Below are 14,852 nucleotides of genomic sequence, written 5' to 3' on the forward strand. Positions count from 1 at the left end.
CTGATTCATTATCGACAATGGAAAAAGTTCGCAAAGGCATTGCGAAAAGGCGTTCAGCCGAACGTCGATTCCGTTTTTATGGATTGACCGGCATCGTTTTAGGCTTGGTCTTTGTGTTGATTCTGTTTATCAGTATCATCGGCAAAGGATATAGCGCATTTCAACAAACTCAGATCGCGCTGGATATCGAGTTTTTAGAATCCGTGATCGATCCGGATCAAACGCGCGATAATAAGGTGATATCGAGAGCCGATTACAATTCCCTGATAAGAAAGTCATTGAGTAAGGCCTTTCCCGAAGTTAAAGGGCGCCGCCAAATACGCGATCTGAACCGGATGATCAGTACCGGCGCGATGTTTCAATTGCGCGACCGGGTACTGGAAGACCCCAGTGTGATAGGCCAAAGCGAAAGGATATGGCTCCTGGCCAGCGACGATTACGACATGTTGATGAAAGGTCATATCGATGGCACTGTTCCGGAAAGCGAGCGCCGTTTGAAAGATCATCAAGTAGCTTGGGTCGACCAATTGCTTGAACAGGGCCGAATCAAGAAGCGCTTCAACACCTTCTTTTTCACTTCAGGAGATTCTCGGGCTCCCGAGATGGCCGGTATACGCGGAGCCTTGATGGGTTCCATGTACACATTATTCGTCACGCTGGTGCTGTCGTTTCCGATCGGCGCCGCGACAGCTGTGTATCTGGAAGAGTTTGCGCCAACTAATAAATGGACCGATTTGATCGAAGTCAATATCAATAATCTCGCGGCGGTGCCGTCGATCGTATTCGGATTATTAGGCCTTGCGATGTTCATCAATTTTTTCGGTTTGCCTCGTAGCGCGCCGTTGGTCGGCGGACTGGTGCTGACCCTGATGACCTTGCCGACTATCATCATTGCAGGACGCGCCGCGCTAAAATCGGTGCCTCCGTCGATTCGCGAAGCGGCGCTTGGCATGGGCGCGTCAAAATTACAAACGGTCTTTCACCATGTTTTGCCGTTGGCGCTGCCGGGCATGTTGACCGGTACCATCATCGGCATGGCTCAGGCGCTCGGCGAAACCGCACCGCTATTGATGATAGGAATGGTTGCTTTCATCGTCGATATACCGAAAGGCATTTTCGACTCGGCGACGGTGCTGCCGGTGCAAATTTATCTTTGGGCGGATAGTCCCGAAAGGGCTTTCGTCGAGCGCACTTCGGCGGCGATCATGGTTTTGTTGGCGTTTTTGATTTCTATGAATGCAATTGCGGTGTTTTTACGCAAGCGATTCGAGCGGCGTTGGTGAACATTTATCAATGCGGATATTTTCGCCAAACACACTCCGCACCCTCAATTTCCCGAGAACTTTCATCATCCGGAGATTGCCAGGTCTTCATGAACGTTAGGTGCTTTTTCGATCGGATAGAAGTTAAACATTATGAATACTGTAACTCAATTAAAACCGAAATCGGTTTCCCGCATGAAAACACTCATAAGTAAAAATATCTCTGTTAAGCCATTGAATCTACAAGGTGAAATGGGTGCGACAGTCGGGTCGATACATGCCGACAATCCAAGGATAACTTGCCGTAATGTCAATGTGTTTTATGGAGAGAACCATGCGATACAAGATATCAATCTGGATATCGGCACGAATGAAGTCATTTCGTTAATCGGCCCATCCGGTTGCGGCAAATCGACTTTTTTACGTTGTTTGAACCGAATGAACGACACAGTCGAAAGTTGCCGGGTGAACGGCGAAATCAAGATCGATAATGTCGATGTTTATTCCAAGCACATGGATGTCGTTCCGCTTCGCGCGCAAGTCGGCATGGTGTTTCAAAAACCCAATCCATTCCCGAAATCGATCTACGACAATATCGCTTACGGCCCGAAAATCCATGGGCTGGCTTCGACAAAGGCCGAATTGGATCAAATCGTCGAGTCCTCGTTGCGCAAGGCCGGCCTCTGGGACGAAGTCAAAGACCGGCTCCACCAGCCCGGTACCGGATTATCGGGCGGACAACAACAGCGTTTGTGCATCGCTCGGACTTTGTCGGTCGAGCCTGAAGTTATTTTGATGGACGAGCCCTGTTCGGCATTGGACCCGATTGCGACCGCGAAAATCGAACAATTGATCGACGAACTGCGACAGCGTTATACGATTGCGATCGTGACTCATTCGATGCAACAGGCCGCACGGGTATCGCAGCGTACGGCTTATTTTCATCTCGGTAAATTGATCGAGGTCGGTAAGACCAGCGATGTATTTACCAATCCTTTGCACGAATTGACACAGGATTACATTACCGGAAGATTCGGATAAGCCAACCGAAGCGGCTAATTATTTAAACCAAGATCATAATTTATGAAAGAACATACGGTTCATCTGTTCGACGGCGAACTCAGCCATTTACATTATCTGGTACTGGAAATGGCCGGCTTGGTCATCGATCAATTGGATACGGTCATGACGTCGCTCGATGAAGGCGAGGTCTCTATCGCCGAAAAAGTGGTGGCACGGGATCGGGAAGTTAACGAATATGAGCTAAAAATCGACGCCGAGGTTCTGTCGATTCTTGCTAAACGCAGTCCGGTTGCTAATGACCTGCGCAAAGTGATTTCCATTTCGAAAATCGTTGTGGACTTGGAAAGGATCGGCGACGAGACGGTTAGAATAGCGAAATTGATCATCGACATGTTCGACCCGCAAACCAGCGATCCGAATCCTCAGTTACTCAGGGACATCGTCAGGATGGGCACAATGGCGCGCGGCATGCTCAGAAAAGCGACCGACGCTTTCGATACCGGTAATCTGGATGATGCTTACGTGCTTATCAGGGGAGACTGGGATTGCGGACAAGAATTTCAAGACGGTATTCGCCGGCAACTGACCTTCGTGCTTCAGGATGCCCGCTTGATCGGTAGAGCTCTGGATATCCTGCAAATCATGAAAGCGCTCGAGCGCTGTGGCAATCATTGTATCAATATCGCCGAATTCATGATTTTCATGGTTGAAGGTAAGGATATTAGGCACCGGCATTGAATAAACCTAACGTTCATGAAAGCCCGGCAATCACCCCGGCAAATGAAAGTACGAGACGTGGGGAGGGCGCGGTCACTCGCCCGACAGGACGCCGTTAATACGTCCATGTAGGCTCGATGGCGGCTACCCTGCCGCCAACGCCTGTCGATCGAGCAACCGCACCCTCTCCGGAACCGGCATTGCCAGAACAGAGATTTGTATATCGAAAAATTAGATAATGAATCCAAATTTACGAACTTTCACAGTAACGTTCATGAAGACCTGGTCATCGCATCGGCAAATGAAAGTTCTCTGGTGGCGGAGGGTGCGGTCACTCGCCCGACAGGACGCCGTGAATACGTCCATGTAGGCTCGACGGCGGCTGTCCCTGCCGCCGACGCCTGTCGATCGAGCAACCGCACCCTCTTCGGAACCGGCTTAACCAGGCCGGTGAAAGTGTTGTAGCCCCTTCATGCTTCGACTTTACTCAGCACGAACGGTCTACAACACATGCCAACTGCTCTTTTTTGGATGAAGGTTTAAAAGGACGTGGATTTCTGCCTTAACGGCAAGCGATTCAGTTGGCAAAAAACTCACAAAGTTTCCGGGCACCTTCCGATTAGCATCAGTCCGGAGCATCAACCATGTTGCACTAACGTTCTCACTTTTTGTTCGACTGTAGCCCACGAAATCAAAATCGGCTTGCGAAAAACCGTAATCGTCAAAATATCTTCCTGCAGCATATAGTCGGCTTCTATGCCGAAGCCTTTTATGATGCCTTGTTCAATATCGCCTAAAAATTGTAAGCCGTAATTTTCAGCGGCTTGTTTTGCTTTGTGAATCAGATCTTCCGGCTTTTCGATGATTTTTAACTGTATCGATTTAGGTTTTTTCATGTTTTTATAATTTCGTTTGAAAGTCGAAAACAGAACGAGTTGCTCGGTATTATAAAGGCGAAAAAATAAAACGGAACCGGTTAATTGATTCTGAAAACGCAATAAGCGTTATGAATGGCATTTATTTATACCCATCGCAGATCAAAATTCGGCACCAGGGTGTCCGTCAAAGGACGCCGTGAATACATCCCTGTAGACTCTATGCCAGCTCCATGCTGGCAAAGCCTTTGCCGCACACCCTGGCGCCTCTTCAGGCACTGCCGAAATTTGAAGTGCGAAAGGTATACTGGGATTCATAAATGGTTTCTTAAAAAAGTTTCGATATGTCGGCTTAATTCGGCATTGTCGTCTTCAACAAATTCATAACGCGCGCGTACAATCGGTTTGTCGATAGCGATCAAGGCCGATAAGTCGTATGGCGTGGCCGAAACGACGAGTTCTATATCGGCGGCATTCAAGGTTTGTTGCAATGCCTTTAATTGCGAAGGATGATAACCGACTGCCGGCAGCACCTTGCCGATATGCGGATATTGTCGGTAAACATCATTTAACCGTTCGGATGCAAATTCTCTCGGATCGACGATCTCGGCGTAGTCGATGCCGGCAAAAACGGTATTGCCGAGCGACAAATGGGGTTCGTATTCTTCCCGCTCTTCGATCGTGCAATCGGCACGATCGAGGTCGGCCATGCTGGTAAAACGTTGCACGGCTTGTTTTTCGAGGTCGCCGTAAGGCATCGGATGGCGGATTACTGCGGTTTTAAGGCCGTGGGCTTTCAATAATTTCGAAAGCCATTGCGTGACTTGCGACTTGCCGCAACCGGTGCTCACCGCGCAGCAAGCGATGACCGGGACCGAAGCTTGCAATTGCGTGTGTTTGGGGCCGAGCAGGGTAAAATCGGCTCCGCCGGCCAGCGCGATCAATGCTTGATGCATCACTTGTCTGTGTGGGACATCGCTGTAGGCAAAAATTGCTTGGTCGATGTGTTGTTCTCGGCATAGGTCTGCCAATTCGATTTCATCGACGATAGGGATGCCTTCGGGATAAAATGGGCCGGATAACGCAGGCGGATAGCGTTTTCCTGCGATATCCGGGATTTGTGCGGCGGTAAATGCAACAATTTCATTGCCGGGATCGTTGCGGTAGACGACATTGAAATTATGAAAATCTCGCCCAGCGGCACCCATGATGAGGATTTTTTTGCGAACTGTTTTGTGAGACAGCTTAATTCATTTTGGTAGAAGGTAATTCACTCCAGCAATTCCCAGTTTGGAGATCAAAAAGGGTGTGGGGTATGCCTGTCGAGGAACGCCGTAAACCCATCCATGGGGGCTTGGCGGCAGCTCGAACGCCAAGGATGGCGTGAATGCAGATTTTGCATTACGCCAAGGATGGCGTGTAGTAGGGCAATGCAGGAGCAATTGCCGAGGAGCAAAAATCTGCAAGCGCTAAGGATGGCGTGAATGCAGATTTTGCATTACGCCAAGGATGGCGTGTAGTAGGGCAATGCAGGAGCAATTGCCGAGGAGCAAAAATCTGCAAGCGCCAAGGATGGCGTGAATGCAGATTTTGCAGGAGCAAAAATCTGCCCTGCTGCCGACATCCTCGCCAAGCATACCCCACACCCTTTTTGATCTCCAAATTGGGAATTGCTGAATTCACGCGAGATAGAGGATTTATATCATTTTCGAAGCCAAACCCTCTAGAATGAATTAAAACTCGGCAGCCTTCTGACCAATTTCGATCTCCGAAAGGCTATGGATACCTTTCGCACTTCAAATTTCGGCAATGTTCGAGGAGGCGTCGGAGTGTTCGACAAAGGCTTTGCCAGCATGGAGCTGGCATAGAACCTACATGGACGTATTCACGGCGTCCTTTGACGGGCACCCCGGCGCCGAATTTTGATCTGCGATGAGTATAACGCGAACATAGCACTCTAATTTTGGGCCTACCAGGAAAATTTATGACTTTGAAAAACGCTTCTTACCGTCAGCGCATTGGATTGTTCGTGACGGTGTTCTTGACCGGTGCATCGGTAATGGTGATCGAGCTACTAGGCACTCGTATGATAGCGCCTTTTTATGGGGCCAGTCTTTATGTCTGGTCTTCGTTGATTTCGGTGACGATGATAGCCTTGGCGTTCGGTTATTTCACCGGTGGACGCTTAGCCGATTCCTCCAAGCCGGTTGGTCTGGCAGTCGTGATCGCTTTGGCGGCCTTTTTGACTTTATTGATTCCATGGATGACACGGCCGATTTTATTGATGACGGATCCTCTCGGTTTGCGAGGTGGCGCTTTTGTCAGCTCGTTTATCTTATTTGCACCGGCATTGACCTTGCTTGGTATGGTCGGCCCGTTCGCGATAAAACTGGCTACCTTGCAATTAAATTCCGTCGGCTCGAGTTCGGGAAGCATTTATGCGATGAGTACCTTGGGGAGTGTCATCGGAACTTTGATTTTGGGCTTTTTTTTATTCCCGTTGGTCGGGTCGCGTGAAATCTTGATTGTCTTAGGTTTGCTTTTAATGGGTTTGGCTCTGGTGATTGCCTTGATCGAACGAAGGACTTTAGGTTTCCGCTATACCGTCGCGCCGTGTTTGGCGTTGGCTACGCTGGGTTTGATTTTGTTGCCTGGCATCATCGGCTCTGGGAAGACGTATGACGGCAATGGTAAATTTAAAATCGTTTCCGAACATGAGAGCCTATACGGTTGGGTGCGGGTAATCGATCAACCCGGTAATGATTTGCGTATGCTGACTTCGGACGCGTCGACGATCGGTGCAGCAAGCATTTCAACTGGTAAAAACTTGCTGATCTATCAAGAAATCGTTGGCTTGATTCCTGCTTTACGCCCATCCATGCAAAGGGCTCTGATCGTGGGTTTGGGGGCTGGGCATATGGCTAATGTTTTACGGGAGCGTTTCGGTCTTGTCGTCGATACGCTCGAGATCGATCCTGCCGTTGCCAATGCCGCGGTCGTGCATTTCGGATATGAGTCGAACGGTCGCGATATTGTCGGCGATGCACGCTATGAAATAAGGCATTTGACCGGGCCTTATGACTTAATTATTCATGACTGTTTTACCGGCGGTTCGGAGCCTTCGCATTTACTGACGCTTGAAACGTTGATGCAATTGAAAGGTTTATTGGACGAACAGGGTATTTTGGCACTGAATTTCGTTTCCTTTACTCAGGGTAATAACGAGGCGCTGTCGTCTGTTGCAAAAACACTCGATCAGGTTTTTTCTCGGCAAACCGTGTTCTTTTCGCAACCCAGCGAAAATTTCAATGATTTTATTTTTCTTGCGTCCGATGCTGCTATCGAAAGCGATTCGCCGCAATTAAAACCAAGCGAGCGGCTATGGCTTAAACAGCGGCGCTATCAAGTGCCGCAGGATCAAGGTATCGTCTTGACCGATAATTTCAACCCGCTGGAACAGATGCAGGTTTACAAGGCGGAGCATTATCGTAATGTCGTTGTCGGCTGGTTTGGTGCGGATTTATTGCTACGTTGATGGATTATATCGAGACGACGAAAAGAAAGCGGGGACGATTATCATCGTAGGAACATCATGAGAGCTATTGCAACAAATCGCGGATTTGGTAAATGGTAGCGTTATCGCAACCGTACCTGCGCTCAAACAAAGCGATGGGTTTCCGCTTCGCTGCTACCCATCCTACGGCGCTGGTTTAATCCTGCCCTCAGGCTCAAGCGGCCTCCCAATGAACTCGGTACAGCTTAAAGTATTTCCTGGCTAAAATTCATTTAAATTAATCATACAAGGCTTTGCCAGCAAAGCCTTTGTCGAACACCCCGGCGCTTCCTTAAGCAATGCCGAAATTTGAAGTACCAAAGTTATAAATACTCCGATTCCTTCAGATGCACTGCCGAGAGATTTGAGTGCGATGGTAGATATTGGAACATTAACCTTATTTATGTGTCAGACAAATGGTCAAAACATATTTGACCGTACGATCCGCATCTAATGTTCTCTAGTTTTTTTACCATATGTTCATCCAAGCGCTGTTTGCCTTTTTAGCATTGCCGGGTATCGTTGCTTTCGCCGTTCCGGTGACTTGGCTTTGGCTAAGCGATCACACTAGTCTTGTTCAGCCCTTAGGAATTGCGCCTTTATTCACGGGATCTTTGGCTTTGTTTTGGTGCGTGCGTGATTTCTATGTCTCGGGCAAGGGCACTCTCGCTCCTTGGGCGCCGCCAACTCGCCTGGTGAATGTCGGTCTTTATCGCTACACGCGAAATCCAATGTATATTTCAGTTATGCTGATTCTTCTGGGATGGGTGTTGTGTTTTGGTGCACCCGGACAGTTTGTTTATACCGTTATCCTGTCTGTCGGTTTTTATCTTCGGGTTGTACTGGGCGAGGAGCCGTTACTGGCGCGAAAGTATGGAGAGGAATGGGCTCATTATTCAAGCCGCGTTCCTCGCTGGTTTTACTGAAAACCGAACGATAACGCAGGCGGCCGGCTCGGCAAAGTATACCTTTCGCACTTCAAATTTCGGCAGTGCCCGAGGTGGTGCCGGGGTGTCCGGCAAAGGCTTTGCCAGCATGGGGCTGGCTAGAGTCTACATGGACGTATTCGCGGCGTCCTTTATTCAAATTCTTTTGTATGTTTTCCAGTCGCGAAATGCCTTTTTTAATAGGAGCGGCGAGGTTTTTCTCTAGCAGTATATTGAGCATAATAACGACAAGCGCTATAAATGCTATCAGTATGCCGAGAAAAATATAAGCGATTTGCAAAACCTGAGATCGTACGTAAGTATTCAGTCCCCCTCTTTGAAAAAGAGGGGCTAGGGGAGATTTTTTAAATAAATCCCCCTCAATCCCCTTTTTTCAAAGGGGGAGGCCAACAATACGCCTGAATTGCGGTAATTTGCCAACGGGGTCTGAATACTTACGATCGTACTTCTACCGATAATGTATTAAAAACGTCATGGTTTTGCAGAGAGAAAGTAAAGATTAGGCTCGCTATAAAGAAAAAAACACCGCATAAAAGACATGGATAGTTAATCGAGATTTCAATATGGCAGATTTTGGCATAGTAGTGGATTAGATTAAGTTACTTAGAAAGGTCGGCCGGGTTTTGGAGCTTGGATTGAAGATATTCTGATGGTTCCTATTAAAGTGTCGCGCTTAATTCACACAACATTGCATGAGCAGTGGCGCCACTCATCTTGAAAGGATCAAATTCCAAATTGTTTGAAAAACGCAACAATAATGCTTGGTTTTCTTTGGTTAAACCTAGATATCCCATATGCCAATTATCAAAATCGCGGGCTATTATCTCGCGGTATTCCAACAAGGTTGTATCGAAATGGCGTTTATCTTCAAGAATATGACGGTACAATTCATTGACAGCTGTACGCGAGCCTTCCAATGATTGCAAAAAATTATAACCATTGAAACACAACATGCCAGTAATGCCTTTTTGGGCATTGGTTTTGCGGGCAACTTCTAAAATTTGCTCGACATCGCTTGGTCCGAAACCTTTTCTTGCTCTGCTGGCGTATATCAGTCTGACTAAATACATTGCATACCTCGAGTTCATTGCTGGAGAAATCAACTGAATCGATTAATATAGTAATTGATTACCCAGTAAAAAGTAATCTGATTAACAAGAAGCTTCGGCTTGTCGAGGCTAATATCTTGACGGGGTCCAATCGAAGCAGCTGCAGCTTTAACATATGTATCAGCAATAAGATATATATCAATAGCATCAGGTTGGCGGGAGCAGGGGGGATTTTTGATCCGGCGAAAAATTGGCACGAAGCAGTTATCCTAATAAAAAGCATTTCCTGATTAGCAAGATGCTTCAGCTTGCCGAAGCCAAGTGTCCGAGCAGTGACCAGTCGTAGCCACTTCTGCGGGACGGGTTATTTAACCCGTCCCCAACGTTTCGGTTTGCCCTAAAAATTTCGGCTGACTTCGGCCAAAGTCAAAACGTTTAGGACGGGGTTGCAAGCCCCGTCCTGCTAGGGATATGCTGGTTTTTGGGCTTTAGCTGAAGAAAACTTGCTAATCAGGAAGTATTTTGTCCACGAAACACACGAAAATATTCAATTGCTTATAATTTTCAAGCCGATCACCCAATGGATGATTCAAGAGCTTGATATACCCCCTATGATGACTTTAGTGTATTTCGTGATTTTCGTGGACGCATTGCCGAATTTAGGGATACCGATCTCCTGTTTCTCCGCACAAAACCCGATCCAGGATTTCGATCCAATGCCGCACCGGCAGTTGGGTTCCGTTTTGCAAATGCATCTGACAGCCGATGTTCGCGGTGACGACGATAGCCGGATCGTCCCGGGTCAATGCGGCGATTTTTCTGTCGCGTAGCTGCCGGGCGATGTGCGGTTGCACTATCGAATAGGTGCCGGCCGAGCCGCAGCAGAGATGAGCTTCGGCAATGCGGGTCAAACGAAAGCCGGCCGTTTTCAGAATGTTTTCGACGACGCCGTCGAGCCGCTGTCCGTGTTGCAGCGTGCAAGGTGCGTGAAACGCGATGGCTTCGGCCTCGGGCACCGGTCTGTTTTCCAGTAGGCGAGTCAGTTCGGGCAGTTCCGCGGCGACGATCTCGCCGATGTCTTTGGCCAGTTCCGAAACGCGTGCAGCCTTTTCGGCATATGCCGGATCGTGCCTCAGCAGATGGCCGTAATCCTTGACCGTAACGCCGCAGCCGCTCGCCGTGACGACAATCGCTTCGATCGGCTTATCGGGATCTGCAATGTAGCGCCACCAGGCATCGATCAGACGGCGCATCGCATCCAGTCCTTCGGGTTGTGCGTCGAGATGATAGGCGAGAGCGCCGCAGCAGCCGGCTTGTTGCGCTTCGACGAGCGTTATGCCGAGTTTGTCCAGCACGCGTTTTGCAGCGTGGTTGATGTCGGGATTCAACGCGGGTTGCACGCAACCCTGCAGTATTAGGATTCTGCGCGAATGATTGGCCGGCGGCGAGTTTTGCCGAATTTTCGGCTGGGTCGGCACCATTCTTTGCAATCGTTTGGGCAGCAAGGGCCGGGTCAATCTGGCCGATTTCAATAAAAACGCAAACAATCCTCGATTCGGCAGCACCTTACGCAACGTAAAACGGAGCATCCGCTCGATCGGTGAGCGCATTATCGTTTGTTCGACTTCATTGCGGCCGATATCGAGCAAGCGCGCGTAGTCCACGCCTGAAGGACAGGTGCTTTCGCAGGCGCGGCAAGTTAGGCAGCGGTCCAGGTGCAGTTGCGTCTTCCGCGTGACTTGACTGCCTTCGAGAAGCTGTTTGATCAGATAAATCCTGCCGCGCGGGCTGTCGAGTTCGTTTCCCGAAAGCTGGTAGGTCGGGCAGGTCGCAAGACAGAAGCCGCAATGGACGCAGCTACGCAGTATCGTTTCGGCTTCGCGGCCTTGCGGCGTATTTTGAAATCGTTCGTCGAGTCGGGTCTGCATCGTTCAAAACTCCGGATACAGGCGCCGCGGATTGAAAATGCCAACCGGGTCGAATTGACGTTTCAGGCGTTGATGAATTTTCAACAGGGCCGGCTGCAGCGGATGAAAGGCCGGAATGCTCGGGTCGTTGCCGCGGAACAGCGTCGCATGTCCGCCGGCCTTTTCGGCTTGTGCGCGAACCGCTGTCGCATCATAGTCTTTGGCCGCCGCAAACCAGCGTAGCGCGCCGCCCCATTCGATCGCTTGTTCGCAGGTGATCGAAAACGGCGGGGCAGTGGGCTTGACTGATAAACGCCAGAGCCTTTTGTTGTCGCGAAAAAAGGGATGCGTCTGATTTTTGATCGATTCCCAAAAGCTCAGATTGTCGCCGAATTCGTCGCCGCCCAGCTTGACGTGCGCGGCATCAACGGCGGACTCGATGCCGGAGAGCCGGATATAAAGACGCCGGTCGATATGGCAGGTTGCCGAGACCGGCAGCGTTTGTCCGGCGCAGCGCCGCATCGTTTCCAGTGCCTGCTCGACCGGCAGTTCGAAACAGAGCGTTCGTTCGGTTTCCGGTTTCGGTAGCACTTTGAGCGAGACTTCGAGCAGCACGCCCAACGTGCCCATCGCGCCGGTCATCAGGCGCGAGACGTCGTAGCCGGCGACGTTCTTCATGACCCGTCCGCCGAAATTCAAAATTCGGCCCTGGCCGTCGAGCAGTTTGATGCCGAGCACGAAATCTCTGGCCGCTCCGTTATAGGCGCGCCTGGGCCCCGAAAGCCCGGAAGCGATACAGCCGCCCAGCGTCGCCGTTTCGTTGAAACCGGGCGGTTCGAAGGCCAGCATCTGGCCGTGTTCGCTCAATAGGCTTTCCAGTTCGTTCAACGGCGTTCCGGCTCGGACACTGACGACCAGTTCCGTCGGATCGTAATCGACGATGCCGCGATACGGTCCGGTTTCCAGCTTCGAATCGTGCAGTCCTTTAGGATTGCCGTAAAAGTCTTTGCTGCCGCCGCCGCGAATGCAAAGCGCCTGTTTGTTCTCGTTCGCTTTGACGACGCATTCTGTGAGGTGTTCGACTATCGCTTCCATGTTCAGAATCTCGGTAAATCCGGAAACTGTTCGTCGCCGCGATGGACATGCATCGCGCCGAATTCGGCGCAGCGGTGTAGTGACGGAATAGCCTTGCCGGGATTTAGCAGCGAATCCGGATCGAATGCGGCTTTGACGGCATGAAACAGGTCGCGCTCGGCGTCGCCGAATTGCAGGCACATTTGATTCAATTTTTCGATGCCGACGCCGTGTTCGCCGGTCAAGGAACCGCCGGCCTCGATGCATATTTCGAGGATTCGCGCGCCGAAGGCTTCGGCCTTTTCAAGTTCGCCGCTCCGGTTTGCGTCGTATAGAATCAACGGGTGCAAATTGCCGTCGCCGGCATGAAACACATTCATGCAGCGCAGTCCGAATTCGGAAGACAAGTCTTCGATGCGGCGCAGAACCTCGGCGAGATGCTTGCGCGGAATTGTGCCGTCCATGCAGTAATAATCGGGTGAGACCCGGCCGGCCGCCGGAAAGGCGGCCTTGCGCCCGGCCCAAAAACGCCGGCGTTCGGCCTCACCGCGCGCGGTATCGATGCGGACCGCGCCGCTTTCGCGCATGATGCCCCGTATTTTCTCGATTTCTTCGGCAACCGCTTCGTTCGAGCCGTCGGATTCGCATAATACGATCGCTGCGGCATCGGGATCGTAGCCTGCATGAATAAAGGCTTCGACGGCCGCTATCGTCATCTTGTCCATCATTTCCAGACCGGCCGGCACGATGCCTGCCCGGATAATGTTCGCGACCGCCGCGCCGGCCTTTTCGATGTCGTCGAATGCGGCCATTACTAATTGCGCCGCTTCGGGTATCGGCAGCAGTTTCACGGTGATTTCGGTGATGATGCCTAGCATACCCTCGCTGCCTGACATTAGAGCCAGTAAATCGAAGCCGGGACTGTCGAGCGCTTCCGAGCCGATTTCGAGCACATCGCCCTCGATAGTCAACACTCGCAGTTTCAGGATATTGTGCACGGTCAGTCCGTATTTCAGGCAATGGACGCCGCCGGAATTTTCGGCGACGTTGCCGCCGATCGTGCAAGCAATTTGCGATGACGGGTCGGGCGCGTAATACAATCCGTAGGCTTCGGCTGCTTCGCTGATCGCAAGATTCCGCACGCCGGGTTGCACGCGCGCGGTACAGGCCACGGGGTCGATTTCGAGAATCTCGTTCAGCTTGGCGAGGGACAGCAATACGCCGTCGGCATGCGGCAGCGCGCCGCCGGAAAGTCCGGTGCCGGCCCCGCGCGCGACGACCGGAATTTTTTCCGCTTCGCAGATTTTCAGAATTTCGATGATCTCGGCTTCGTTGCCCGGCAAAACCGCGATCATCGGCAGTTGCCGGTAAGCCGACAGTCCGTCGCATTCGTAAGGTTTGAGGTCTTCGGTCTCGTACAGCACCGATTCGGTCGGCAGAATGCTTTGGAAGGATTCGACTAAATTGGCGTGACGCATCTTGAAATGATTCGAAAGTGAATACGTGGGGAAATCGCTTAACATAACAGAAAATTCGTTTTTCCCTAAGGTGTGTTGTATATATACTCCAGCAATTCCCAGTTTGAGCAGTTTCGCCGATTTTAGGGAGTGGGGTATGCCTGTCGAGGAACGCCGTAAACCCATCCATGGGGGCTTGGCGGCAGCTCGAACGCCAAGGATGGCGTGAATGCAGATTTTGCAGGAGCAAAAATCTGCAAGCGCCAAGCATACCCCACACCCTTTTTGATCTCCAAATTGGGAATTGCGGACTAATTGGTATAGAAAACAGGGTGATGCATAATTCCCCCGTTCTTGATTAATTCGATTAAATCTTCACGCAATGCCTGGAAAAATCAATGCAAGCATCGATCAAAAAACTAAACCTCGAAGATGAATTTTACACTCCGGAGCAGTGTTTCATTATCGAGCAGTCCAATAGCGGCGACGATCCGGACGTGTCCATTGCAAGGGCCCGCGTCGAGCCAGGCGTTACGACACGCTGGCATCGCCTTGTCGGAACCGTCGAGCGTTATGTCATCATACAAGGCTTAGGACGGGTTGAAGTCGGAAGTTTACCGCCGCAAGAAGTTGCGCCCGGCGATATCGTGTTGATTCCTCCAGAGTGCCGTCAACGGATTGCCAATATCGGATCGGAAGATTTGATTTTTCTTGCGATCTGCACCCCACGTTTTTCGGATGCTGTTTACCTAGATATCGAAGATCATTCGAAGGGATTAGCATAGATGTAAAGCTACTCCTTGCCAGGTGATTTTGGAGTTTATCTCAAGCTCCTCAAGTTCTACTCGGAAACGACACTCGCATTATCTTTGCTTGTCAGCGCCCAATCTCAGCTAGTCAAAAAGTGCAGGGAACGATTCAATTTCATTGTCGAAAGCTATAATTGAGGTATTCTATTTTTAGAGGTTCATTAGGTTTTATAATCGGC

13 protein-coding genes are annotated in these 14,852 nt (G+C 50.4%); 6 read left to right on the plus strand and 7 right to left on the minus strand.

The annotated features are described in order from the left end of the window. Positions 1–17 precede the first annotated feature (17 nt). The 3 genes from pstA to phoU all read left to right on the plus strand — a co-directional run bounded on the left by pstA (position 18) and on the right by phoU (position 3,023). Positions 18–1,283 carry a phosphate ABC transporter permease PstA gene (pstA, locus tag METBU_RS0101650; protein WP_235726367.1) on the plus strand — a complete coding sequence of 422 codons (1,266 nt, stop codon included), beginning with the start codon at positions 18–20 and terminating at the stop codon, positions 1,281–1,283. Between the two features lie 174 nt (positions 1,284–1,457). Beyond that, a complete protein-coding gene (gene pstB / locus METBU_RS0101655) occupies positions 1,458–2,303 on the plus strand; it encodes a phosphate ABC transporter ATP-binding protein PstB (protein ID WP_040575408.1) in 846 nt (281 codons plus the stop codon). A 42-nt stretch (positions 2,304–2,345) separates the two neighbouring features. Then, complete coding sequence (gene phoU, locus METBU_RS0101660; RefSeq protein WP_017838965.1) at positions 2,346–3,023, plus strand: phosphate signaling complex protein PhoU; 678 nt, start codon at positions 2,346–2,348, stop codon at positions 3,021–3,023. A gap of 617 nt (positions 3,024–3,640) precedes the next feature. Here the strand turns inward: phoU and METBU_RS0101670 are convergent. Both METBU_RS0101670 and METBU_RS0101675 read right to left on the minus strand, forming a co-directional pair. After that, positions 3,641–3,898: a hypothetical protein gene (locus tag METBU_RS0101670; protein ID WP_014148346.1), complete on the minus strand. Its 258-nt coding sequence runs from the start codon at positions 3,896–3,898 to the stop codon at positions 3,641–3,643. Positions 3,899–4,191: 293 nt separating this feature from the next. Next, entirely contained in the window at positions 4,192–5,085 is an 894-nt protein-coding gene (locus METBU_RS0101675; RefSeq protein ID WP_017838967.1) for a hypothetical protein, read from the minus strand. A gap of 776 nt (positions 5,086–5,861) precedes the next feature. Here METBU_RS0101675 and METBU_RS0101685 point away from each other — a divergent pair. Continuing rightward, positions 5,862–7,412: a fused MFS/spermidine synthase gene (locus METBU_RS0101685; protein ID WP_017838969.1), complete on the plus strand. Its 1,551-nt coding sequence runs from the start codon at positions 5,862–5,864 to the stop codon at positions 7,410–7,412. 494 nt (positions 7,413–7,906) lie between these two features. Beyond that, a complete protein-coding gene (locus tag METBU_RS25670) occupies positions 7,907–8,356 on the plus strand; it encodes a methyltransferase family protein (protein ID WP_083877592.1) in 450 nt (149 codons plus the stop codon). A gap of 52 nt (positions 8,357–8,408) precedes the next feature. Here the strand turns inward: METBU_RS25670 and METBU_RS27895 are convergent, their stop codons facing one another. The 5 genes from METBU_RS27895 to METBU_RS0101710 all read right to left on the minus strand — a co-directional run bounded on the left by METBU_RS27895 (position 8,409) and on the right by METBU_RS0101710 (position 13,930). Beyond that, positions 8,409–8,657, minus strand: coding sequence for a hypothetical protein (locus METBU_RS27895; protein WP_175421687.1), 249 nt, complete (start codon positions 8,655–8,657; stop codon positions 8,409–8,411). Between the two features lie 379 nt (positions 8,658–9,036). After that, positions 9,037–9,447: a BLUF domain-containing protein gene (locus tag METBU_RS0101695; protein ID WP_017838971.1), complete on the minus strand. Its 411-nt coding sequence runs from the start codon at positions 9,445–9,447 to the stop codon at positions 9,037–9,039. A 638-nt stretch (positions 9,448–10,085) separates the two neighbouring features. Further along, on the minus strand, positions 10,086–11,354 hold the full coding sequence (gene glcF, locus METBU_RS0101700) for a glycolate oxidase subunit GlcF (protein ID WP_017838972.1): 1,269 nt from the start codon (positions 11,352–11,354) through the stop codon (positions 10,086–10,088). A 3-nt stretch (positions 11,355–11,357) separates the two neighbouring features. Then, entirely contained in the window at positions 11,358–12,428 is a 1,071-nt protein-coding gene (gene glcE, locus METBU_RS0101705) for a glycolate oxidase subunit GlcE (RefSeq protein ID WP_017838973.1), read from the minus strand. A gap of 2 nt (positions 12,429–12,430) precedes the next feature. Further along, positions 12,431–13,930, minus strand: a complete 1,500-nt coding sequence (locus METBU_RS0101710) for an FAD-linked oxidase C-terminal domain-containing protein (protein WP_235726368.1) — start codon at positions 13,928–13,930, stop codon at positions 12,431–12,433. Positions 13,931–14,262: 332 nt separating this feature from the next. Between METBU_RS0101710 and METBU_RS0101715 the strand changes: the two genes are divergently transcribed. Next, a complete protein-coding gene (locus METBU_RS0101715) occupies positions 14,263–14,649 on the plus strand; it encodes a cupin domain-containing protein (protein ID WP_017838975.1) in 387 nt (128 codons plus the stop codon). The last annotated feature ends 203 nt before the right edge of the window (positions 14,650–14,852 follow it).

The sequence above is a fragment of the Methylotuvimicrobium buryatense 5G genome (assembly GCF_000341735.1).
Classification (GTDB): domain Bacteria; phylum Pseudomonadota; class Gammaproteobacteria; order Methylococcales; family Methylomonadaceae; genus Methylotuvimicrobium; species Methylotuvimicrobium buryatense.